The organism is Streptomyces malaysiensis subsp. samsunensis (genome assembly GCF_024519315.1).
GTDB classification, from domain to species: Bacteria; Actinomycetota; Actinomycetes; order Streptomycetales; family Streptomycetaceae; genus Streptomyces; species Streptomyces malaysiensis.
Genome location: NZ_JANIIC010000002.1, coordinates 345,187 through 366,310, shown reverse-complemented (window position 1 = coordinate 366,310; position 21,124 = coordinate 345,187). Strand labels below are relative to the sequence as shown.

At 71.6% G+C, this 21,124-nt stretch carries 18 protein-coding genes and 1 pseudogene; 8 read left to right on the top strand and 11 right to left on the bottom strand.

The features are described 5' to 3' along the window. Positions 1–88: 88 nt before the first annotated feature. The 3 genes from NQU54_RS02805 to NQU54_RS02795 form a co-directional block, all read right to left on the bottom strand. On the bottom strand, positions 89–1,570 hold the full coding sequence (locus tag NQU54_RS02805; protein WP_167505174.1) for a DUF1996 domain-containing protein: 1,482 nt from the start codon (positions 1,568–1,570) through the stop codon (positions 89–91). Positions 1,571–1,590: 20 nt separating this feature from the next. Then, positions 1,591–2,232, bottom strand: coding sequence for a DUF4142 domain-containing protein (locus tag NQU54_RS02800; RefSeq protein ID WP_257629572.1), 642 nt, complete (start codon positions 2,230–2,232; stop codon positions 1,591–1,593). A gap of 326 nt (positions 2,233–2,558) precedes the next feature. Next, positions 2,559–5,423: an AfsR/SARP family transcriptional regulator gene (locus NQU54_RS02795; RefSeq protein WP_257629571.1), complete on the bottom strand. Its 2,865-nt coding sequence runs from the start codon at positions 5,421–5,423 to the stop codon at positions 2,559–2,561. 141 nt (positions 5,424–5,564) lie between these two features. Between NQU54_RS02795 and NQU54_RS02790 the strand changes: the two genes are divergently transcribed. From NQU54_RS02790 to NQU54_RS02780, 3 genes are all read left to right on the top strand, one after another. Then, on the top strand, positions 5,565–6,107 hold the full coding sequence (locus tag NQU54_RS02790; protein ID WP_257629570.1) for a sigma-70 family RNA polymerase sigma factor: 543 nt from the start codon (positions 5,565–5,567) through the stop codon (positions 6,105–6,107). Between the two features lie 100 nt (positions 6,108–6,207). Then, positions 6,208–7,290 carry a LacI family DNA-binding transcriptional regulator gene (locus NQU54_RS02785; protein WP_257629569.1) on the top strand — a complete coding sequence of 361 codons (1,083 nt, stop codon included), beginning with the start codon at positions 6,208–6,210 and terminating at the stop codon, positions 7,288–7,290. 110 nt (positions 7,291–7,400) lie between these two features. Then, positions 7,401–8,336 carry an ABC transporter substrate-binding protein gene (locus tag NQU54_RS02780; protein WP_257629568.1) on the top strand — a complete coding sequence of 312 codons (936 nt, stop codon included), beginning with the start codon at positions 7,401–7,403 and terminating at the stop codon, positions 8,334–8,336. 171 nt (positions 8,337–8,507) lie between these two features. On the opposite strand, the gene NQU54_RS02775 is transcribed toward NQU54_RS02780, so the two are convergent. Beyond that, the gene (locus NQU54_RS02775) at positions 8,508–9,029 is read right to left on the bottom strand and encodes a hypothetical protein (RefSeq protein ID WP_257629567.1); all 522 of its coding nucleotides are present in this window, start codon (positions 9,027–9,029) and stop codon (positions 8,508–8,510) included. A gap of 213 nt (positions 9,030–9,242) precedes the next feature. Here NQU54_RS02775 and paaK point away from each other — a divergent pair, with 213 nt between their 5' ends. After that, positions 9,243–10,550, top strand: a complete 1,308-nt coding sequence (gene paaK / locus NQU54_RS02770; protein WP_257629566.1) for a phenylacetate--CoA ligase PaaK — start codon at positions 9,243–9,245, stop codon at positions 10,548–10,550. 205 nt (positions 10,551–10,755) lie between these two features. On the opposite strand, the gene NQU54_RS02765 is transcribed toward paaK, so the two are convergent. The 5 genes from NQU54_RS02765 to NQU54_RS02745 form a co-directional block, all read right to left on the bottom strand. Continuing rightward, positions 10,756–11,613, bottom strand: a complete 858-nt coding sequence (locus NQU54_RS02765; RefSeq protein ID WP_257629565.1) for a lysophospholipid acyltransferase family protein — start codon at positions 11,611–11,613, stop codon at positions 10,756–10,758. Further along, complete coding sequence (locus NQU54_RS02760) at positions 11,610–12,368, bottom strand: GNAT family N-acetyltransferase (protein ID WP_257629564.1); 759 nt, start codon at positions 12,366–12,368, stop codon at positions 11,610–11,612. The genes NQU54_RS02765 and NQU54_RS02760 overlap by 4 nt, the downstream gene beginning before the upstream one ends. A 212-nt stretch (positions 12,369–12,580) precedes the next feature. Beyond that, a complete protein-coding gene (locus NQU54_RS02755) occupies positions 12,581–13,264 on the bottom strand; it encodes a peptide deformylase (protein WP_257629563.1) in 684 nt (227 codons plus the stop codon). Between the two features lie 215 nt (positions 13,265–13,479). Then, a complete protein-coding gene (locus NQU54_RS02750) occupies positions 13,480–13,968 on the bottom strand; it encodes a DUF2267 domain-containing protein (RefSeq protein WP_257629562.1) in 489 nt (162 codons plus the stop codon). 107 nt (positions 13,969–14,075) lie between these two features. Continuing rightward, positions 14,076–14,582 carry a winged helix-turn-helix transcriptional regulator gene (locus tag NQU54_RS02745; protein ID WP_257629561.1) on the bottom strand — a complete coding sequence of 169 codons (507 nt, stop codon included), beginning with the start codon at positions 14,580–14,582 and terminating at the stop codon, positions 14,076–14,078. Positions 14,583–14,716: 134 nt separating this feature from the next. On the opposite strand from NQU54_RS02745, the gene NQU54_RS02740 reads away from it, so the two are divergent. Together NQU54_RS02740 and NQU54_RS02735 are read left to right on the top strand one after the other, a co-directional pair. Further along, positions 14,717–15,487 carry a class I SAM-dependent methyltransferase gene (locus NQU54_RS02740; protein ID WP_257629560.1) on the top strand — a complete coding sequence of 257 codons (771 nt, stop codon included), beginning with the start codon at positions 14,717–14,719 and terminating at the stop codon, positions 15,485–15,487. A gap of 51 nt (positions 15,488–15,538) precedes the next feature. Beyond that, positions 15,539–16,042 carry an NUDIX hydrolase gene (locus NQU54_RS02735; RefSeq protein ID WP_257629559.1) on the top strand — a complete coding sequence of 168 codons (504 nt, stop codon included), beginning with the start codon at positions 15,539–15,541 and terminating at the stop codon, positions 16,040–16,042. Positions 16,043–16,069: 27 nt separating this feature from the next. Here NQU54_RS02735 and NQU54_RS02730 read toward each other — a convergent pair whose 3' ends face one another. Continuing rightward, a complete protein-coding gene (locus tag NQU54_RS02730; RefSeq protein WP_257629558.1) occupies positions 16,070–16,990 on the bottom strand; it encodes an NPCBM/NEW2 domain-containing protein in 921 nt (306 codons plus the stop codon). On the opposite strand from NQU54_RS02730, the pseudogene NQU54_RS02725 reads away from it, so the two are divergent. After that, positions 16,944–17,138: pseudogene (locus NQU54_RS02725) on the top strand (zinc ribbon domain-containing protein); the annotation flags it as partial. The gene NQU54_RS02730 and the pseudogene NQU54_RS02725 overlap by 47 nt on opposite strands. Here the strand turns inward: NQU54_RS02725 and NQU54_RS02720 are convergent. Next, positions 17,051–19,009: a glycoside hydrolase family 2 TIM barrel-domain containing protein gene (locus NQU54_RS02720; RefSeq protein ID WP_257629557.1), complete on the bottom strand. Its 1,959-nt coding sequence runs from the start codon at positions 19,007–19,009 to the stop codon at positions 17,051–17,053. The pseudogene NQU54_RS02725 and the gene NQU54_RS02720 sit on opposite strands and share 88 nt — an antisense overlap. A 182-nt stretch (positions 19,010–19,191) precedes the next feature. Here NQU54_RS02720 and NQU54_RS02715 point away from each other — a divergent pair, with 182 nt between their 5' ends. Continuing rightward, entirely contained in the window at positions 19,192–20,904 is a 1,713-nt protein-coding gene (locus NQU54_RS02715; RefSeq protein ID WP_257629585.1) for a sensor histidine kinase, read from the top strand. Positions 20,905–21,124 lie beyond the last annotated feature (220 nt).

The window sequence follows — 21,124 nt, the reverse complement described above, 5'->3', positions numbered from 1 at the left end:
GCGTCGCCCGGGGCTTGGTGTAGGGGGGGGGTGGCGGCGGGGCGCGCGCCGGCCTCCGGGCCGGCGCGCGCCTGGTGAATACGCTCCATCAGCCGCACTGCTTGCCGCTGTTGATGCAGTCCACCGCCTCGTTCATCAGGTCTTCCGACATCACGTTGATGAAGTCGTCGTGGTCGGTGATGGGCTTGTGCAGCTGCTCGGGGAAGCCGTCCACGGCGAACGGGGTGTTGGCCGGCACATCGTAGGTGATGGTGTTCACCAGCTGGGGGATGGCCTTGAAGCCGTTCGGGCAGGAGCCGTCCTCGCCCGCGAAGGCCACGTGGTCACGGTGGTTCGCGCTGTCGATGTTCTGGCCGTCCCAGCAGCTCTGGAAGTCGAAGGTGCGGGTGACGGAGGAGCCCGCGGGGCAGAGCGGGTACTTGTCGGTCAGCTGCCGGTCCTCGAAGCCGGTGCAGCTCCAGGAGGCGTTGGCGTTGGCGTCGCCGTTGGTGAACGCCTTGGCGTCACCGGTGATGATCCGCAGGAACTTCGGCATCGCCGTGACCTTGTTCTGCGCGTTGCCCTTGAACTCGATCTTGGAGCTCTTGGGGGTCAGGATCGTGCCGACGTTGCCCTCCTGGCCGCCGCCGAGGTCGTTGGCGTCCGCCTCGTCCTTGCCGTCCTGGGCGCGGACCACGGGCCAGTAGTACGTCGACTTGTCGTCCTGGTTCTCGCAGGAGGTGCCGCCCTGCTCGAAGGTCTGGTTGTTGGCGAAGGCGTCGTTGCTGTCGTTGCCCACGTAGTCGTGTGTGTGGTGGGCGCCGTTGCCGACACCGGGCGCGACGATGACGTTGTCACTGTTGCGCAGCTCGGGGTCGCCGACACCGCACTCGGTGGTGAAGGTGCCGGTGGAGCCGTTCTCCTGGGCTTGCGGCGGCTGCTGGACGTTCGGCTGCACCGTGGTGATGTCCACGAAGTCGTCCTGCGCCGGGCCGTTGCCCGCCTGGCCGCCCGCGTTGCCGGGCACCTCGTTGGCGCCCTGCTGGTTGCCGCCTTCCTGGCCGCCGCCCTGCTGCTCGCCGCCTTGCTGTTCGCCGCCCTGCTGCTGACCGTCGCCCTGTTGCTGACCGCCCTGCTGCTGACCGTCACCGCCTGCCGTGCCGGCATCCTGCCACTTGCAGTCGGCCATCCCTTGCAGCTGGGAGTTGTCGCCGCCCATGGCCGAGCCGATGTTGCCCAGCGTCCTGGAGCGCTCGTCGTGGAGCTTGGAGAGCACCGCGTCGTTCGAACCCTGCTGCCGGTTCATCCGCTGGTACGCCTTGGCCACCTGGTTGTCCAGCTCGGCCAGGTTCTTGTCGACCTGGGGCCTGGCCCGGGACGGCACGTCGTTCAGCTTCTGGCCCACATCGGGGCACTGGATCGTCCCCGCCTTCGCGGCCACGGTGCGGTTCTGGTCCGAGCCGCTCCGGTCGCCGTGGGCGGACGCGTTGGCGGCGATGATCGCGGCCCCGCCACCGCCGAGCGCCAGCGCGGCGACGATGGCGACGGTTTTATTGGTGAACCGCCCGCGTTTGTGGGTCTGTTGCCTCATAAGATCACTTCACTTAGTCGTTAGAGGGCGTCGAAGTCGACAAGCCCGGTGTCCTCGAGGACCGTGATGTGGTCGAGAACGATGGCATTGGCCCTGGTGGCCAGAGATCTGACCATGGAGTTGCGGCTCTCGGCGCGCACCTGCGCCACGAGGTTGAACACCTTGCCGTGAGCGGCGCGCAACCGGTTTGCGAAAACGCGCTCGAACTCGGCGCTGCTGCCGGCGCTGGTCATCTCGTTCAGCCAGCCCTGCTGCTGGGCGTTGGGCTGATTGGGCAGCGGGATCCCGAGGGCCCGGCCGACCTCCTCCGAGCGGCGGTCGAGTTCGGTGTGTCCCTCGATGAGATGCTCACCGGCGGTCTTCACGGCATCCCGGGCGCCACGTTCCTCGGCGAGGCGCCCCGCGGGGAGCTCCCACGTTCCGGCGAGCCTGACCTTGCGGACAAAGTCCCGGTCAGTAGCCGTGAGTGGCCCGTACTGGGTGCTGACCGTCCCACCGCCGTCGTCCGTGACGCCGTTGCGCGGCAGGGCCGCGCTGCTCTCGCCGAACAGCGACACCGGGACGAGGATCGCCGCCAGGGTGACGGCGAGCGCTCCAATGATGAGCCCGGTGCCGATGGTGCGGCTGGAGCCGATGGGTCTGGTGAGGTTTGCTGGTCGCACAGCGCCCTCCTTGGTTCGGAGTGACACCGGACGCTAGTACCTCGTGTGGCTCGGTCGTGGAGACCTCATCACCAGTGAATAAAGCCGGGACAGAGATCATTGCCTGCTGGTATCCTGCGCGGCCGCCATCCTGAGGCGCCGTCAGAAGTCTTTTCGCGCCCGGTTGAGTAACTCGTGGCGCCCGTACGTACGGCAGGGAGAGCACCGGTGCACGGCCGCGCCCGAGCGGTCCGGCCGCACACCGTCCCGACGACCCGGAGGCGCCCCGCCGTGGATGCGACAGCGCGGAAGACCACGCCCACCAGGCCCCGTCATGCGCCGAGAGGTCATCCGCTCAGAGCCGAGGCCGGCTGCGGCCACTGCCGGTACTGCCCCAGCTTGCCGTCGAGGACCCGGGCATCGGGGTGGTTCAGCTCCTGGAGAATTTCCAGGGCCCGCCGCCAGTCGGTGAGCGCGGTGGCCAGGTCGCCCTGGGCCAGCCGTGTGTCCCCCTGGTGGTGCAGGGTGTCGGCCTCCAGATACCGGTCGCTGATCTCGCGGTAGACGCGAAGTGCACGGCCGTACGAGGTGAGGGCGTGCTCATACCGCCCCAGGTGGTGGTAGGCGTACCCCAGGCTGTCCAGCGCGGCGGCCTCGCCGGACGGGTCGCCGATCCGCCGGTGCAGCTCGACGGCCTGCCGGCAGTGGGCCAGGGCCTGCTCGTACTCACCGCGCAGGACATGCGTCCAGCCGATCTCGTTGAGCACACTGGCCTGTCCGCTGATGTGGGCCGAGGCGCGGTAGTGGTCGAGCGCCGGCCGGTAGTGGTCCAGCGCCTCCTGGTGGCGGCCCTGGCGGTTGCTGAGAAAGGCCAGGGCGCGCAGGGTGCGGGCCTGCCCACCCCGCTCGCCGAGCTCGGTGAACAGCTCCAGCGCCCGCTCCAGATGGCCGTACGCCTCCTCGTACCGGCCCAGCCGTCCCTCGGCGAACCCCAAAGTGCGGTGGCTGTGCGCCTGGCCGAGCCGATCGGACAGGGCCCGAGCCGCCCCCAGCGCGCCGCGCTGGATGGCGGTCTGCTCCTGCCAGTGGCCGCGCCGGTCCAGGAAGAGCTCCAGCGTCACGGCCAACTGCCAGGCGTGGGAGGGGAATCCGTGGTCCCGCGCATGCTCGACGACCGACAGCAGTACGGCCCGCTCGGCCGAGAGCCATGCCTCGGCCCGGTCCTGGCCGCCGAGGTGCTCGGGCGCCGCGTCGGGCCGGGCCGGGGAGAGGGGCAGCGGTTCGGTCCGGTACGGGGCGAGCAGCGTGGCGGCGGTGCGCGCGGTGTGCAGATAGTGGTCGAACATCCGGTGCCGGGCGTCCCGGCCGACCTCGTCCGTGTCGTGGTCCTGGACCAGCTCCATGGCGTAGGCCCGCAGCAGATCGTGGAAGGTGTGGCGGCCCGGAGCGTGCTCCACCAGCAGATGGGCGCGGGTGAGCGCGGCCAGCAGGGCACGGGCGACCCGCAGCGGAAGCCCGGCCAGGCTCGCGGCCGCCGCGGTGGACACCTCGGGCCCAGGGTGCAGGGCCAGTAGCCGGAACAGCCGGGCGGCCTCCGGCTCCAGAGTCCGGTAGGACCAGGAGAAGACGCTCCGCGCGTCGGTGCTCGGATCGGCGCCCGCGAACGCGTCGAGGTTCCCCTGGCTCTCGCGCAACTCGGCGGCGACAGAAGAAAGGGGGAAGGAGGGACGGGTCGCGGCGCGGGCGGCCACCACCGCAAGCGCGAGCGGCAGCCGCCCGCACAGCCGGATGATGGTCGCCACCGCCCGCGGCTCCGCGGCGACCCGGTCCGTGCCCAGCCGCCGCACCAGCGCCTCATGGGACTCGGCCGGGGACAGCGGCCCCAGAGTAAGAGGACGGGCCCCTTCGCCCGCTATCAGACCGTGCAGCTGATTGCGGCTGGTGACGATGGTCAGACAGCCGGGGGAGCCGGGCAGCAGCGGCCGGACGTGCTGGGAGTCCACCACATTGTCCAGCAGGATCAGCATCCGCCGCCCCGCCAGCAGACTGCGGTACAGCGCGGTCTTGGCGTCCAGCCCCGTGGGCACCCGGCTCGGCGGAACCCCCAGCGCGTGGAGGAACGCGCGCAGCGCCTCGTTCGGCGACATCATCGAACCGGTTGGATCGAAGCCGCGCAGATTGGCGTAGAGCTGTCCGTCCGGAAAGCGGTGGGCGATCCGATGGGCCCAGTGCACGGCCAGGGCGGTCTTGCCGATTCCGGCCATCCCGTCGATCGCGCTGATCACCAGCGGAGCCGGCGATCCGGTCTCGGCGCCCTCGGGCAGCAGGGTCTGGATACCGGCGAGCTCGGCGTGGCGTCCGCTGAACGCCGGTAGATCCGGCGGGAGTTGGGCGGGACGGACCGCCGGGATGGGCCTCGCCGCCGGAGGGCTGGGCTGGACCGGCTCGGCCGGGGCCGGGGTCGACCGGGGCACCACCTCGCGGTGGGCGGCGCGCAATTCGGGGCCGGGGGTCACCCCGAGCTGTTCGGCCAGCCGGTCCCGCGCCGTGGAGAAGACCTTCAGCGCCTCGGCCCGCCGTCCGGTGGTGGCGAGCACCCGGATCAGCTGGGCCTGAAGGGTCTCGTCCAACGCATGCTGGGCCGCGAACTGCTGGAGCACGGTGGGCAGTTGCTCCGGAACCTCGGAGGCCAGCGCCGTGGCGGCGGCCTCCTTGGCGGCGGCCAGAAGTTCGCGGTCGACACCGGAGAAGACGGGATGGATCTGGATCTCGGCGGGGACTCCGGTGGCGGTCGGCCCCTGCCACAGCGCGAGCGCCCGCGAGAAGAGTTCGGCCGCCCGCTCCGGCTCCCCCGCTTCGGCGGTGCGCCGCGCCGAGTCGCTCAGATGCCGGAAGCGCAGCAGATCCAGCGTGTCCGCCTCGGCGTTCAGCCGGTAACCGCCCGAGCTGCGCACCAGCCGGCTGCCCTCCGCCCGCGCCGGCAGGTCGGGCTCCAGCAGCCGGCGCACCGACCCCACATGGCGGTGCACCACATTCACCGCGGTGCTCGGCGGATCCTGCGCCCAGAGCACGTCGACGATCTCGCCGATCGCCACCGGCTGTCCCGCCCGTACCAGCAACAGCGCCAGCAGCGCCCGCTGTTTGGGCGGTCCCAGCTCCAGTTCGACGTCATCACGCCATGCCCTGACCGGGCCTAACACCGTAAATCGCACAACTGGGGATCTTAGTCGAGCCCGTTTCGGGCACCGTGCTCTTCCGGCCGCGGTGTGACGTCAGAGATTCGTCACTCAATCGGCGCCTTTCTTCTTTTACGCTCACGCCATTGAGACATCAGCCTCGGGGGGAACGGGACGATGGACATCCACGCGGCGGCCGTCATGACCGACGACGCCGACACGTACTTACGGACGCTCTACCGACGACATGGCTCGGCGCTGCTGCGCCTGGCGGCCCGACTGCTGGGCGGGGACTGGCACCGGGCCCAGGACATCGTGCAGGAGGTGGCCATCCGGGCCTGGCAGTACCCCATGGACGTCGGCCCCATGGACGGCACCGTCCGCCACCGGCTGTTCACCGTGGTCAGCGATCTGGTGACCGACGGCCACCAGGACCAGGTGGAGCCGTCGGTGGAGACGGCCGGTGAGGCGGAGATGGTGCTGCTGGTCACGCCGGACGCGGTCGATCAGGCGCTCACCGCCCAGGTGGTGTGGGACGCGATGGCGGATCTGGCGCCCCCGCAGCGAGAGGTGCTGCTGCATCTGCACTATCTGGACCGCAGCATCAGCCAGGCGGCACGGGCGCTCGGGGTGCCGCCCGGAACCGTCAAATCGCGGACGTACTACGCGACACGGGCCCTGCGGACGGCCCTGCGAGCGCGCGGCGTCACCGACTGCTGACCTTCTCCGGCCATCCGCCGACTGCTTCCTGATCGAATGATCGCTACTATGGCGGTGTTTCGAGCGAAGACGAAAGCCGATCGCGTCAGGGGTGGGGAGCATGCGGGAGCCGGCGCCGAAGCGGCAGACACGGATCGCGGCACTGGTGGAGGCCCGGGGCAGCGCGCGGATCACCGATCTCGCGGATGAGCTGGGGGTGTCCGTCGTCACCGTACGGCGGGACGTGGAGGAGCTGGCCCAGCGCGGGGAGCTGCGCCGCGGCCACGGGGTGGCGCGCTCGCTGCGGCCGATCGCCCAGGAGTCCACCGCCACCGGCGACACCATCGGCATGGTGGTCCCGGAGCGCAACACCTATCTCACCGAGGTGGTCCAGGCGGCGCGGGAGGCCGCAGAGAAGGCCGGTCTGCGGCTCGCGCTGCACATCGCCGCGGACGAGCGCGGCACCGAGCGCGCGGTCCGCCAGGCGCTGGACGCGGGCGCGCGGGGTCTGCTGCTGGCACCGCGCTGGCGCACCGAGGCGGAGGCGCGGGCTGACCACACCTGGCTCGCCGAACTGGAGGTGCCCGTGGTGCTGGTGGAGCGCCGGCCCCACCGGGGCAGCGCCGTCTACGGGCTGGACTGTGTGCGCTCCGACCACGCCCACGGGGTGCATCTGACGCTCGAGCACCTGACCGCGCTCGGGCATCGGCGCATCGTGCTGGCGGCGCGCGACGACAGCCCCACCGCACGGGTGATCCGGTCGGAGTTCGCGGCGCAGACCGCGGCCCGTGGCATCGCCGAGGGGTGCCCGGTCATGCTCAGCTCGCGCACCGCGGGGCCCGATCCCCGCCCCCGTGACGCGCGGGAGGCCGACCTGGCCGGCGCGGTGCGCCGCGCCGGGGCCACCGCCGCGCTGATCCACGGCGATATGGACGCGCTGGTGCTGGTCCAGCGGCTGCGCGAGGCGGGGATCGAGGTGCCGGGCGACTGCTCGGTGGTCGCCTACAACGATGTGGTCGCCGACATGGGGCAGATCGCGCTGACGGCCGTGGCCCCGCCCAAGGGCGAACTCGGGCAGGCCGCGCTCGAGCTGCTGATCCGCCGGCTGGAGCGGACGCGGAACGGGCGGTGGGCCGGTGCCACCCGCCATCTGGAGCTGCTGCCGGGGCTGGTGATCCGGGACTCCACCGCCTCTCTGCGCTGATTCTCCTGATTGTTTGACCGCTTTGGTTTCTTCTGTTCGATGTATTGACGGCTTTTCAGTCAAGCGCTCAGGATTCCCTCTGACTCCACCGTTGCATCAGGGGAGGGTCCATGCCTGGTCAGAGACGCCCAGGACGCCCGGTAACCGGACGCCGGGCGACGGCGGGAACCACCGCACTGCTCACACTGCTCGCCCTCGTCCTGGCGGGCTGCGCGGGTTGCTCAACACATCGCGCAGCCGACACCGCCGGTGACGGACCCGTACGCCTCACCTTCTGGTCGCCGTTGCGCGGCAGTCAGGAGGTCGTCGACGAGTTCAACCGCACCCACGACACCATCGAGGTCGACTTCCAGCAGGTCCCCTCCGGCGAACAGGGCGGCTGGGCCAAGCTCAGCAACGCCGCCCGCGCGGGCAACGCCCCCGATGTCGCCACCATCGAATACCCCCAGCTGCCCGGCTTCACCATCGACGGCGTGCCCCGGGACATCAGCGAGCTGCTGCCCGACTCGGTGCGCCGCAAGATCCTTCCGCAGGCGCTGGACCTCACCACCTTCGACGGGCGCACCTACGCCGTACCGGTGGACATCGAGCCGATGGTCTTCCTGTACCGCAAGGACATCTTCACCAGGAACCACATCCCGGTCCCCAAGACCTGGGCGGAGTTCGAGAGTTCGGCCCGCAAGCTCAAGCAGGCCCAGCCCCGCTCCCGTATCGCCAGCCTCTTCACCACCGGTGGCACCCTCTATCTGGCGGGGTACGCCTGGCAGGCCGGGGCCCAGTGGTACCGGACGTCCGACGACACCTGGCACGTCTCCATGGACGACGCCCCCACCCGCAAGGTCGCCACCTACTGGCAGCGTCTGATGGACAACGACCTGGTGCGCGTGGAACCCGGCTCCAGCCAGCAGTGGCGCGCCCATATGCAAAGCGGTGAGACGGCCGGCTATCTGGCCGGCGCCTGGGCCGCGGGCTCGATGATGTCGTCCACCCCCGGTGGCAAGGGCAAATGGGCCATCGCCCCGATGCCGCAGTGGGACCCCGCTTAGCCCCCAGGCCGGGGCTGCGTCCCAGGTCTCGGGGTCCAGGGGCGGAGCCCCTGGTATCGGGAAGGGGCGGGGAGGGGAAAGCGCCGATATGCGGCTCCACCGCGTGGTCTGCCGGACATCCCGTAGACGTACCTGCACCTAAGGGGTCGGCGTCGGGCGATGGGCGGGTGATTACTGGGGGGTGCCGGAGGCGCTTCCGTAGGAGGTGCCTCCTTCGATGGTGCCGCCGAAATCGTCCCGGAGCCGCTCCATGTTCTTCCGGGGCGAGGATGACAGCACCCAGCGGTTGCCCACCAGATAGACCCCGCCGTACATCTGCGCGGTCTCCAGCCAGTCGCGCTGCCCCTTGGCGGTGACGAAGTCGAGGAAGACGAACTTGCCCTTGGCGCTCTTGCAGACGGCCTGGCGGTAGTCGTCCACCTTGGTGGTGAACTCGGGCTCGCAGCCGGCGGCCGAGGCGAGCTGTTCCACCCGCGCGGCCTTGGGCGCGGGGCTCGCGCTCGGCCGGGCGGCGTTGCCCCCGGTCTCCGCCTTGGCGTCCGCCTTACCGCCCCCGCCCCCACCGCACCCGGCGAGGGCCAGCAGCGCGCCCACCGCCGCCGCGACCGCCACCGCGCGCGGGCCGCGATGGCGCGGGGCGCGGTCGTCGGAACGGACCGGGTGCGGAACGTCGGCGTCGGCGGCGTCGTACATGAAAGGCCCTCTCGTCGCGGATCCGGGATGCGGGCGGCTGAGCCCACCGCGCCCACGGATACGGATGGGTCGAGCCGATCGTTCACCGTCCACGCGCCGGGGTGCGTAGGGGAGTGTCCGAACCCTTGACAGCCAGGTCGGATGCTGGATTACTGGACCGCGCCCGACCGGTAACCGAATGTTCGGTCGGCAACCGGAGGTGGTGGACGGCCCATGGCGGGATCCCCGAGCGCGGCTCCGCTCGACGACGCCGAGCGGATGAGCCCTGAGGAGCTGAGGGCGCTTCAGCTCACCCGGCTGCGCGCCACCCTGCGCCATGCGTACGACCATGTCGAGCTGTACCGCAAGAAGTTCCGCGAGGCCGGGGTCGGCCCCGAGGACTGCCGCACCCTGGAGGACCTGGCCCGGTTCCCCTTCACCACCAAGGCCGATCTGCGCGACAGCTACCCCTTCGGGATGTTCGCCGTCGAGCAGGGCGAGGTGCGCCGGATCCACGCCTCCAGCGGTACCACCGGCCGTCCCACCCTCGTCGGCTACACCGAGCACGACTTGGCGGTATGGGCGGAGGTGATCGCCCGCTCGATCCGCGCGGCCGGCGGTCGGCCCGGCCACAAGGTGCATGTCTCCTACGGCTACGGCCTGTTCACCGGCGGCCTCGGCGCCCACTACGGCGCCGAGCGGCTCGGCTGCACGGTCATCCCCGCCTCCGGCGGAATGACCGCCCGGCAGGTGCGGCTCATCCAGGACCTCAGACCCGAGATCATCATGATCACGCCCTCGTATCTGCTGACGCTCCTCGACGAGTTCGAGCGACATGGCGTCGATCCCCGCTCCACCTCCCTCCAGGTCGGCATATTCGGCGCCGAACCCTGGACGGAGGAGATGCGCCGGGAGATCGAGGAGCGCATGGGCATCCACGCGGTGGACATCTACGGGCTCTCGGAGGTGATCGGCCCGGGGGTGGCCCAGGAGTGCGTGGAGACCAAGGACGGGCTGCACGTCTGGGAGGACCACTTCTACCCGGAGATCGTGGATCCGCTGACCGACGCGGTGCTGCCCGGCGGCGAGGAGGGGGAGCTGACCTTCACCACCCTCACCAAGGAGGCGCTCCCCGTCATCCGCTACCGCACCCGGGATCTGACCCGGCTGCTGCCCGGCACCGCCCGCCCCGCCTTCCGGCGCATCCAGAAGATCACCGGCCGCTGTGACGACATGCTCATCGTGCGCGGGGTCAATGTCTTCCCCAGCCAGATCGCGGAGATCGTGCTGCGGGTCCCGGCGGTGGCGCCGCACTTCCAGGTCGAGCTGACCCGGCGCGGCCGGATGGACCATATGGCGGTACGGATCGAGGCGCGCCCCGGGGCCGGCCCCGAGCAGCGCGCGGCCGCCGCGGCGGCGATCGTCCGGGGAGTCAAGGACGGTGTGGGCCTCACGGTCGAGGTGGAGGTCGTGGACCCGGAGACGCTGGAGCGCTCCGTGGGCAAGATCCGCCGGGTCAAGGACCTGCGGACGGAGGGCTGAGCGCCCTGCGTAGGGGGTATTGAGCGCCGTCCCGGGATCGCGGGCTGAGGGCTGAGGACGGAGGGGCGAGCGCCCTGCGTACGGGCAGCCGAACCCCACCCCGGGACCTGCGGACGGAAAGCTGAACCGGCGCGCGTACGAGTTGCTGAGCACCGCCCCGGGCGCCGTCCGTGGAGACAGGACGGCGCGCCCGGAGGCGATTGGTTCAGCGTGCCAGCTCGAGGGCGGGGACCTCGTGATGGAGCGGCAGCCGCGCCCCGCAGACGGTCGCCTGGGCCTGCGCCGCGACCCTGCGCCGGTCGTCGACGGCCCGCATCGGCCGCAGCGGCCGGTGCAGGTCCACCCGCACCGTGAGCCCGTCGGCGCGGAGCACCCGGCGAAGCGAGGCGCCGAAGTCGTCCTCGCCGACGAAGGCGGCCACCGTGGTCGGGGCGCCGTGCTGGACGTAGTCCAGGGTCACCGGGCGCACCGGCGCCCCCGCGTCCAGCGTGGCCTGGAAGGTGGCCCGCCGGAAGCTGCCGCCCGTGCCCGCACACCAGGTGATGCCCTGCGGGAAGGCCATCACCGACTGGCCATCGCGCAGCCTGGCCGCCATCTCCCGTACGGTTTCGGGGAGTTCGCGCAGCGAGCCGCGGTCGATGTACATCGTGCCCGCGCGGGTGACCATCGGGCCGATCAGCGGCCAGTCCGCGATCTCCCGCTTGGCCAGCATGACCACGGGCTCTATCGCGAGCAGCGCGATGACGTCGAGCCAGGAGATGTGGTTCGCCACGACCAGCGTGCCGGTGCCGCCCGGGGCGCTGAGCCCGGTGTCGCCGGTCACTTCCAGCCGGATCCCGAGGGAGTCCAGCAGCGCGGCCGCGCGCGCACGCAGCCTCTCGGGCTCGGCGATCTTCTGCCCCGACAGCAGCGCGCCCATCACCGACCGGCCGAAGACCGCGGCCCGCCGGGCGGCCCGGGTGGCCGGGACGCGGCCCGCGGCGTGGGCGACACAGCCGGTGGTGCACGGGGACCAGGCCGCCCAGGCGTGCGCGGGCAGGCTCATCGCGGCCGGGACGGTCACTGGGATTCACCCAGGAAGTAGCGGCGGTAGCGGTCGTTCATCCGCTCGGTGTCCAGGAGCACGAAGAAGTCGGCGTCGTTGAAGGCCCGGTCGTACTGCGGGGATCCGCACATCCAGGCACCGACCCGCAGATAGCCACGGAGCAGCGGCGGCAGTTCGGCGTAGCTGGGCTCGCCGTCCAGCGGCCGCGAGGGTATCCAGGGGTCGTGCGGGTGGACCCGCATCTCGGGCGGGGCGGCGTGCTTGGTGGTGCCGAGCAGCCAGGCGCCCGCGGCGGCCTGCTCGCCGTCGGCCAGCGGAACCGAGGCGCAGCCCGCGAGATAGCGGTGGCCGGACAGCAGCACATAGCGGGCCAGACCGGCCCACATGAGGTTGATGACGGCGCCCGAGCGGTGGTCGGCGTGCACACAGGCGCGGCCGGCCTCGACCATGGACGAGCGGACCTCGGCCGGAAGCCCGCGCAGATCGAACTCGGTGTCCGAGTAGAGCCGCTCACTGCGGCCCGGGGGAAGCAGCCGGTAGGTGCCGACCACGGTGCCCGTCGCCGTGTCCGTGACGATCAGATGGTCCATGACCTCGTCGAACTCATCCACATCGCGGCCGTCGACCGCCGCGTCCAGCCGACCGCCCCTCTCTTCGCCGAACACCTGGTAGCGCAGTCGCTGCGCCGCGTGGATCTGCTCCCGGGTGTGGGCGATCGAGGTGACGTACGAGCTGGTGGCCGCCGTTGTCGAGGACGTCGTGAGCACGGACATTCCTGTTCTCCGTTCGGGGGAAGTCAGGAGCGGTGGGGACTGGGGAGGATGCGGAAGAGCGGAAGAAACGCCTCACTCGCCGTGCGGTGCGCTGAGGCGGCGCGTACCGCGGGCATCCACCAGTCTTGCCGTGGCGACGTACGTCACAGTGTCCGTGCGGTGATTCGACGACTGCCAGTCGATGACGAAAGCATGCTGCTGGTAGGGCGTGGTTACGGAGCGGTAGCGCCGGTGTCGCCGCTGTCATCGGCGGCGCCGGTGGCGGACCGGAGCGGGAAGCCCAGCGCGTGGGCCGCGGTGGCGGGGGTGGGCTGGGACCAGTAGTCGCTCACGGCCTGGGCCGTGGACAGGGAGCGAGTTTCGGCCAGATCCAGATAGAGGACGCCGCCGAGATGGTCGGTCTCGTGCTGGACGATCCGTGCGGGCCAGCCGGTGAACTCCTCGTCCAGCTCCCGCCCCGTCTCGTCCTGTCCGCGCAGCCGGATCCGGTCCGGGCGGCTGACCACGGCGGCCCATCCGGGGATGCTCAGACACCCCTCGAAGAACGCCGCCCGGCCGTCGCCGATCGGTTCGTAGACGGGATTGACCAGTACTCGGTACGGCTGCGGCACCCGGCCGCGCGCCTCCCGCACCTCGGCCGTCACCTCCGCCGGGTCCTCGATCACCGCGAGCCGCAGCGGCACACCGATCTGCGGGGCGGCGAGCCCCACTCCGGGCGCGGAGTGCATCGTCTCCCGCATCGCCGCCAGCAGCCGGTCCAGCTGGTCCGGGGCCAGTTGGCCGTCGTAGGGCAGGGCCGGTCGCCGGAGCACGGGGACGCCCGCGGAGACGATCGGCAGCGGGCGGATCCCGGAGAGCAGTTCATCGACGAGCTCGGAGAGGCTGGTGGTCGGCATGGGGACAGACTGGCAAGACGACCACGCCACGGCAATTCGCGGAGGTGGGAGCGGAAGTCGGCTGCGGTTCGGTGGCGCCCCGAAGGGGCGCGTGGCTGTGTCGGTGCGCGGCTCCGCGTGGCTGTGTCGGTGTGCGGCTCCGCCGCGCGGGCGCGACCGGCCGCGACGGTGCCACGGACGATCGACGGCAGGTCACGGCACTTCCAGCGGAGCGTTCAGCCCCGCTCGGCCTGGGAGCCCCGCTCGGCCCGTGTGTCCCGCTCGGCCCGTGTGTCCCGCTCGGCCCGTGCCTCCGGCAGCAGCCCGCGGATGTCGTTCGGCAGTACGCCGTAGAGCTTCTCCATCAGCTCCGGGTCCACGGCCGAGTCCAGCACCTCGAAGAACGCGGCCGCCTCGCGCAGCGCCTCCTCCTCGGTGTGCTCGGCGCGCCAGGCGATCCGGCCCGCGAAGCCGGCGAGGCCGAACCGCTCGCCGTGGTCCCGCCGGTACGCCCGCTCCTCGGGCGTGCCCTCGTGCGCGGCCGCGACCCGGCGCAGGGGCTCGCCCGCCTCATGCGGCAACTGGGCCGCCATGTGGTCCGCCAGCCCGCCCGGGATGCGCTCGGCGAGGGTTTCGAGCGTCGCCCGTATCGCCCGCTCGGCCGACTGCCGGTCGGGCAGCTGGGCCCGGGCCTGGACCAGGCCCGTCAGTTCTTCGTAGCGCATGGTCGGCGCTCCTCGTGGTCGGATGCCCGGCTGCTGTGCCGAGTGCCCCGTGCCGTTCGCCCGAACCGTGGCGCGCGCCGGGGCCGGGTCCAGAGGGTGCCGTCCGCTCAGCGGCCCTCCCGCGCGGCGAGCAGCGGACCCAGCACCCGGGTGCCGGGTCCGGTGCGCCCGCCGGGGCCCGGGAGCTGGGTGGTGTTGCCGACCGTCAGGGGCTCCCCGCAGTGGGCGCACGCGGAGACCGGGGTGGTGTCCCGTCCGCAGCCGAGGTGGCGGATCCGGGCCGGGGGCCCGGCGGAGCCGGCGTACCAGCGGTCGCCCCACTCCATCAGCGCGAGGAGCACCGGATAGAGCTCCTCGCCCTTCGCGGTGGCGCGATAGTGCTCACGTGGCGGCCGCTCCTGGTATCGCTCGCGGATCAGCACCCCCTCCTCGACCAGCCGGGCCAGCCGGGCGGCCAGGACCTTGCGCGATATGCCCAGGTCATGGGCGAGATCGTCGAAGCGGGTGACCCCGGTGAGCACATCCCGCATGATCAGCGCCGTCCAGGCGTCGCCGAACAGATCGGTGGCACGGGCGATCGAACAGGCCACATCGGCGAGCGGAGTACGGGTCATGACACGAGCCTACCCGAGTTCCCCGAGGGAACTAACCGATGTTAGGTTTCCTCGGGGAACCCGGGCGGCCCGTCCGGACCACCCCAGGCACACCGGTGAATCCGCGAATCCGCGCACCCGTGAGGGAGAAGACGATGGCCGCCGCCCCGCACATCGAACTGGACTCACGGTCGCCCGAGGCCGTCGACGGCCGCCAGATCAGGGCCGTCACCTTCCAGGACAGCCGCCTGGAGTACGTCCGCGGCACGCTCGGGAACGTGGACCTCCCCGCGCCCGGAAGCCGCGCCGTGGTCGTGGGCAGCGGCCGCGGGCTGCTGGCCCGAGGGCTGGCCGGTCTCGGCTTCGAGGTCGTGGCCGTCGACCCCTCCGCCGTCGCGACCGAGATGGCGCGTGAGGCGGACGGGGGTGAGCACCCCGGGATCGACTACCGCACCGCGCCCGCCGAGCGACTCGGCCTCGCCGACGGCGCGTTCGACCTCGCCTACTACGCGGACACCTTCGAGATCACCTCGGAACTCGACCGGGTGCTCGCGGAGGCCGCCCGGGTGCTGCGGCCCGGCGGTGTGCTGATCTACGACACCGTCAACCGCACCTTTCTCTCCCGGCTGATCTACCTCGGCGCCTTCCAGCGCGTCCCGATGACCCGGATCATGCCGGCCGGCCGGTACACCGCGGCCCGGCTGCGCACCCCCGCCGAGCTGACCGCCGCCCTGGAGCGGCAGGGGCTGCGCAACGAGGACATCTGCGACTTCAAGCCCAAGGATCCGCGCAGCCTGGTCAAGGCCACCATGGCGCGCCGCAGGGGGCGGATCAGCGATGAGCAGATCCCGCCGATCGTCGACTTCGTCCTGGCCCCGGACGCCCGGCCGCTGGTCACCTATCTCGGCTACGCCCGCAAGCGATGAGCGGCGAGCCCGGCACCCCGCCCCGGCGGCCCGGGGCGCACACTGGGCGCTGTGACGCACAAGCACAGCGCCGGACTCCTGCTGTACCGCGGTGCGGGCCCGGCCGGTCCCGCCGTCGAGGTGCTGCTCGCCCATATGGGCGGCCCGTTCTGGGCCAGGAAGGACGAGGGCGCCTGGACGGTGCCCAAGGGGGAGTACGAGGAGGACGAGACCCCGGAGGCCGCCGCGCGCCGGGAGTTCCAGGAGGAGCTGGGGGTGCCCCCGCCCGGCGGTGAGCCGATTCCGCTCGGCTCCGTGACGCAGACCGGGGGCAAGGTGGTCATCGCCTGGGCGCTCAGGGGCGAGCTGGACCCGGCGGAGATCACTCCCGGTACGTTCGCCATGGAGTGGCCGAAGGGCTCGGGCCGGATGCGGGAGTTCCCCGAGATCGACCGGGTCGCCTGGTTCGGCCTGGACGAGGCCCGCCGGAAGATCGTGACGAGGCAGCGGATCTTCCTGGACCGGCTCGAAGAGCTGCTCCAGGAGGCGGCGGGCGCGGGCCCCGGCGGCGAATGACCGCGGCCCGCGCCCGCCGCCGTCAGCTCACCCCGTACCTCCCGTTCCGCAGCGCACGGTGGCCGCCGCCCAGTCGGCGTGGTCATGCGCGTTGCCGTCGCCGCCGTCGGTGACCCGCAGCCGCAGCTTCCGCGCGCCCTCGATGCGCGCCTCCACCGGTACGGCCGCGTCCGAGCCGTGTGCCGTCCCGCCCCGGTACACCCGCTCGCCGTCGGCGTAGACCTTGAAGACGACGCTGCCGTCGGCCCCCACCTCGTCGTCCAGGCCCGTGGTCGCGGTGAACGTCGAGCAGTTGCCGCCCAGGAAGACCTCGACCGTCGAATCGGCGTGTGTGCCGAGGCCCCGCTCGTAGGTCGTGCCGTCGATGGTGAGGGCCTTGCCGTCGCCGGGGGCGGCCTCGCCGTTGCCGCGGTCGCGTTCGACCGGGCCCCAGCCGTTGTCCGCAGTGAGGAAGTCGAGCGTGGACACGGACACCTCACCGTGCGGCGAGGGCGGCGTGCCGTCGAGCTCGGCCGATGCCGAGCCGTTCACCCGCGCGCCACCGGTCGATGTCGCGCGGACCTCGGCCGCGGCGGGCCGCGGGCCGTTCGGGGTGCCCTCACCACGGGCGAGCTCGGTCCGTACGGTGGCGGTCCGGTCCGCCGCGAGATCGCCCAGGTCGAGGGTGCCGGGCGTGGCGGTCCACCCCTCGGCCAGACCGAAGGCGGCGGTGACATCGCGCAGCGGGGTGTCGCAGGGGTTGGTGACGGTCAGCTCGGCCGAGGTGGAGCCGCCCGCCGGCACCGTGGTGTCGGCGGGGGGGAGTTTCGCCTCGGGGGCGCAGACCACCGGGCCGCGCGGGGTGCCGGTGCGGGCCTCGGCGCCGGTCAGCGGGCGCAGCAGTAGCCGACGCTCCGGTCCAGTCGATCCGGCGTACACCTCGCGCACCTGCGCCGAGTGCGGGCACATCGACAGAGCGAACCGGGTTTCCCAGGCCCTCTTCGCGTGCCGGAACTGCGGATTCGTTGATCACGCGGACAGGATGTCGTTGCCGGAGGTGTCGGGGGTGGTGAGCAGCGGCTGGGTGATGTTCTGCTCCGCCCAGTCCCAGATGTAGCCGCCCTGGACCTGGGGGTACTTCCGCACGACGTCCCAGAACTCCCGGAAGTTGCCGAGCGAGTTGCCCATGGCGTGGGCGTACTCGCCCATGATGATCGGCTTGGTGGTGGTCTTGGCCTTGTCCGCGAGGCTCGCGGGGGAGGGGTAGCGCGGGCCCCAGACATCGGCGAACGGGGCGTCGCCATCCGGGCTGTTGGGCTGGTGGTAGACCGGCCGGGCCGGGTCCTCACGGTCCAGGAAGTCGGCCATCGCGTAGTGGGCCTTGCCCAGCCCCGCCTCGTTGCCGGTGTCCCACATCAGCACGCTGGGATGGTTCTTGTCCCGTTCGTACATCGCCATGAGCCGGTCCAGGAACGCCGCCTGCCACTCGGGCCGTTCGGCCAGGCAGTTGTCCGGGCAGGCGTCGTGGTGATGGGTCTCGATGTCCGCCTCGTCGTCGATCCACAGACCGCGTGCGTCGGCCAGTTCGTAGAGGTACGGATCCGAGGGGTAGTGCGAGGTGCGCACGGAGTTGATGTTGAGCCGCTTCATCAGGGAGACGTCCGAGGCGGTGCGCTCACGGGTGGCGTGGCGGCCGGTGTCGGGGTCGGTCTCGGAGCGGTTGACGCCCTTGACGAGGATGCGCTCGCCGTTGACGAGGAGCTGTCTGTCCCTGATCTCGATCTCGCGGAAGCCCACCGGCTGGGCCGTGGTGTGGGTGACCGTGCCGTCGGCGCCGGTGAGCCGGACGACGAGGGTGTAGAGGTGGGGCGTCTCATCGGTCCATTTGGCCGGGTTGGCCACGTGGGCGGTGAGAACGGTGGACCCGCTGGCGCCGTCCACCGTCCCCGACATCGTTGTCACCTTGTGTCCGCGCTGGTCGTACAGGGTTCCGAGGACCTTGCGTCCGTCCGGGGCGCGATCCTGTGTCTTCGGTCCCTTCGCGGCGATGTCGACCTCGGCGGTCAGCCGGGCGTCGCGGTACCGGACGTCGAGATCGGTCTTGACGGTGATGTCCCGCAGATAGGTGGCCGGGGTGGAGTACAGCTCGACCGAGCGGAAGATGCCCGAGAACCGCCACTGGTCGTAGTCCTCCAGATGCGACCCCGAACCCCAGCGGTGGACCTGCACCGCGACGGTGTTGCGCCCCGGGTGCAGCCGGTCGCTGATGTCGAACTCGGCGGGGGTGTAGCCGCCCTGGTCATAGCCCGCGTAGGAGCCGTTCACCCACACCAGATAGCCGCTGGTGACGCCCTCGAAGCGGAGGAATGTCCGCCGCTTCTCCCAGCTCTCCGGCAGCTCGAAGGTCTTGACGTACGGCCGGTCGGGTTGACGTCGTGCGGGACCTTCGGGGCATCGTCCGGATACATCTCGGTGGGGATGTTCCGGAACATCGGATGGTCGAGACCGTCCGTCTGCCAGGTGTGCGGCACGCTCACGCTGCGCCAGCCCGCCCCCGGAGGTGTCATAGCCCTCGGTGAAGAAGTCCTTGGGCACCTCCTCGGGGCGGTCGGACATATGGAGCTTCCAGGTGCCGTCGAGCGAGGCGGTCCAGCGGCTCCTGGAGCCGCCGCCGAGGGCTTCGGCGGTGTCGGCGTACGGGGTCAGCCGGGTGTGGGCGGGCTCCTGCCCGACCGAGGTGACCTCGGGGTCCTCCAGCAGCTGGTACACATCCGCGGGCGGACCCTTGGGATCCGCCGCTGCCACCGGGGCGGTGGGGACGGTCAGCGCGAGGGCCAGGGCGAGGGCGGCGAGCCGGGGGAAGCGCGAAAGGCGGGAGAAAAGGCGGGAGAAGCGGAGGAAGCGGCGGGAGCGGCGGGAGCGGTGGAAGTGGCGGAAACGGGGGAGAGGTGGACGACGGCGGAGGCGTCGGGGCGTCTGGTGGTCCACCCTTCTGTGGGGTGTCGAAACGCTCCAGAGCGAACAGGCCCGCACATTAGCCAACGCCTCCCTTCGCGCCAAGATGTCGTGCGGCACTCACCCTCGGCCCGGCGCGGCTACCGTGAAGAGAGTGAGGGCCGTGCGGAATGCCGTGCCGAGCGCGCGGTGAGGCCGACGGAGGCACCGTGGGTATGGAGAGCGCCAGGAGTACGGAGTATCTGCCCCGGCTGCGGCTGGATGAGCTGCTGGAAGAGTTGCAGGTGCGGATCGACGGGGTGCGCGGCACCCAGGACCGGGTCCACAGTCTGCTGGAAGCGGTCCTCACCGTCGGCCGGGAGCTCGATCTCTCGCATGTGCTGCGCAGGATCGTCGAGGCCGCCGTGGTGCTGGTGGACGCCGAATACGGGGCGCTGGGGGTGATCGGTGAGGATCAGCGGCTGGCCGAATTCCTCCCGGTGGGCGTCGACAAGGAGCGGGCCGAGGCGATCGGGCGGCTGCCGGCGGGCCATGGCCTCCTGGGCGAGCTGATCCGCCACCCCAAGCCGCTGCGGCTGGGCGAGCTCTCGGAACATCCGGCCTCCTACGGCTTTCCGCCGAACCATCCGCCGATGCGCTCCTTCCTCGGGGTGCCGATCCGGGTGCGCGACGAGGTCTTCGGCAACCTCTACCTCACCGAGAAGCGCGGCGGTGAGGAGTTCGACGGCGAGGACGAGGCGGTGCTGTCCACCCTGGCCGTGGCCGCCGGGGTGGCCATCGAGAACGCCCGGCTGTACGAGGAGGCCCGGCACCGCCAGCGCTGGCTGGAGGCGAACGCGGAGGTCACCCACAGCCTGCTGTCCGGAGTGGACGAGACCAGGGTCCTGGAGCTGATCGTCGAGCACGCGCGGCGGATCCTCTCCGCGGATCTCGGAGTGCTGATGCTGCCGGTGGCCGACACCGACGAACTCCAGGTCGCGCTGGCGTCGGGGACCGACGCCGAGGCCCACCGCGGTCTCGTACTGCCCCGCCGGGGCACCTTCGGCGGGGCGGCCGTCACCGCCTCCGAGCCGGTCACCAGCACCGATGTCCAGAACGACCCGCGGATCACGGTCGGCCCGCAGCGCTGGGAGGGGCTCGGCCCGGCCGTCGCGGTGCCGATGCGGACGCGCGACGGAGTGGGCGGGGTGCTCTCGCTGGCCCGTGTGGCGGACAGCCACGCCTTCACCCAGGTCGAGACCGACACCCTGCTGGGGTTCGCCGGTCAGGCGGCGATCGCGATGAAACTGGCCGAGCGGCGGCGCGACGCCGAACAGCTCGCCCTGCTCGAGGACCGCGACCGGATCGCCCGCGATCTGCACGATCTGGCCATCCAGCGGCTCTTCGCCGCCGGGATGACGCTCCAGTCCACCCTGCGCTTCGTCCAGCATCCGGAGGGCTCCGAACGGCTGCTGCGAGTCGTGGACGACCTGGACGACACCATCAAGATCATCCGTTCGACGATCTTCGGGCTGCGCTCGCACGAGGCGGGCCCCGCCGTCCAGGGGCTGCGGGTCCGTACCGCCAAGGCCATCGAGGAGGCCGTGCCCGCGCTCGGCTTCACCCCCTCGCTGCGCACCGAGGGCCTGGTCGACACGGATGTGCCGTGCTCCGTCGCGGATGACATGGTCGCCGTCCTGGCCGAGGCGATGTCGAACATCGCCCGGCACGCACGGGCCGACGCCGCCGAGATCTCGCTGGTCGTGGCGTCCGGACGGCTGACCCTCACGGTCACGGACAACGGGGTGGGCATCCCCGAGGGCGGGCGTCGCAGCGGACTGCGGAACCTGGCCGAACGCGCCGAGAAGCTCGGCGGAGAGCTGGAGCTCGGCGAGCCACCGGGCGGTGGCACCCGCCTGGTGTGGGCCGTACCGCTGCCGGGGCGGTAGGCGGCTGGCTGCCGGGTGTTGTGCGCGGTCGGCCGGTGCGGTGGGCGCCTGCCGGTGCGGTGGGCGGTCGCTGGCGCGGTGGGCGGTCGCTGGTGTGGTGGGGTGGCTTGTCGGTGTGGTGGGCGCCGCCAGTGCCGGTGGGTGGCTGCTGGTGTGGTGGGTGGTCGCTGGCGCGGTGGGCGCCGCCAGTGCCGGTGGGTGGCTGCTGGTGTGGTGGGTT

Excerpts from the sequence above, each read along its gene's own strand:
- NQU54_RS02730 (WP_257629558.1), bottom strand. The coding sequence starts at position 16,990 with ATGTGCCCGCACTCGGCGCAGGTGCGCGAGGTGTACGCCGGATCGACT.
- NQU54_RS02755 (WP_257629563.1), bottom strand. The coding sequence starts at position 13,264 with ATGCCGACCACCAGCCTCTCCGAGCTCGTCGATGAACTGCTCTCCGGG.
- NQU54_RS02745 (WP_257629561.1), bottom strand. The coding sequence starts at position 14,582 with ATGACCCGTACTCCGCTCGCCGATGTGGCCTGTTCGATCGCCCGTGCC.
- NQU54_RS02750 (WP_257629562.1), bottom strand. The coding sequence starts at position 13,968 with ATGCGCTACGAAGAACTGACGGGCCTGGTCCAGGCCCGGGCCCAGCTG.
- NQU54_RS02740 (WP_257629560.1), top strand. The coding sequence starts at position 14,717 with ATGGCCGCCGCCCCGCACATCGAACTGGACTCACGGTCGCCCGAGGCC.
- NQU54_RS02780 (WP_257629568.1), top strand. The coding sequence starts at position 7,401 with ATGCCTGGTCAGAGACGCCCAGGACGCCCGGTAACCGGACGCCGGGCG.
- paaK (WP_257629566.1), top strand. The coding sequence starts at position 9,243 with ATGGCGGGATCCCCGAGCGCGGCTCCGCTCGACGACGCCGAGCGGATG.
- NQU54_RS02785 (WP_257629569.1), top strand. The coding sequence starts at position 6,208 with ATGCGGGAGCCGGCGCCGAAGCGGCAGACACGGATCGCGGCACTGGTG.
- NQU54_RS02715 (WP_257629585.1), top strand. The coding sequence starts at position 19,192 with ATGGAGAGCGCCAGGAGTACGGAGTATCTGCCCCGGCTGCGGCTGGAT.
- NQU54_RS02790 (WP_257629570.1), top strand. The coding sequence starts at position 5,565 with ATGGACATCCACGCGGCGGCCGTCATGACCGACGACGCCGACACGTAC.
- NQU54_RS02805 (WP_167505174.1), bottom strand. The coding sequence starts at position 1,570 with ATGAGGCAACAGACCCACAAACGCGGGCGGTTCACCAATAAAACCGTC.
- NQU54_RS02760 (WP_257629564.1), bottom strand. The coding sequence starts at position 12,368 with ATGTCCGTGCTCACGACGTCCTCGACAACGGCGGCCACCAGCTCGTAC.
- NQU54_RS02775 (WP_257629567.1), bottom strand. The coding sequence starts at position 9,029 with ATGTACGACGCCGCCGACGCCGACGTTCCGCACCCGGTCCGTTCCGAC.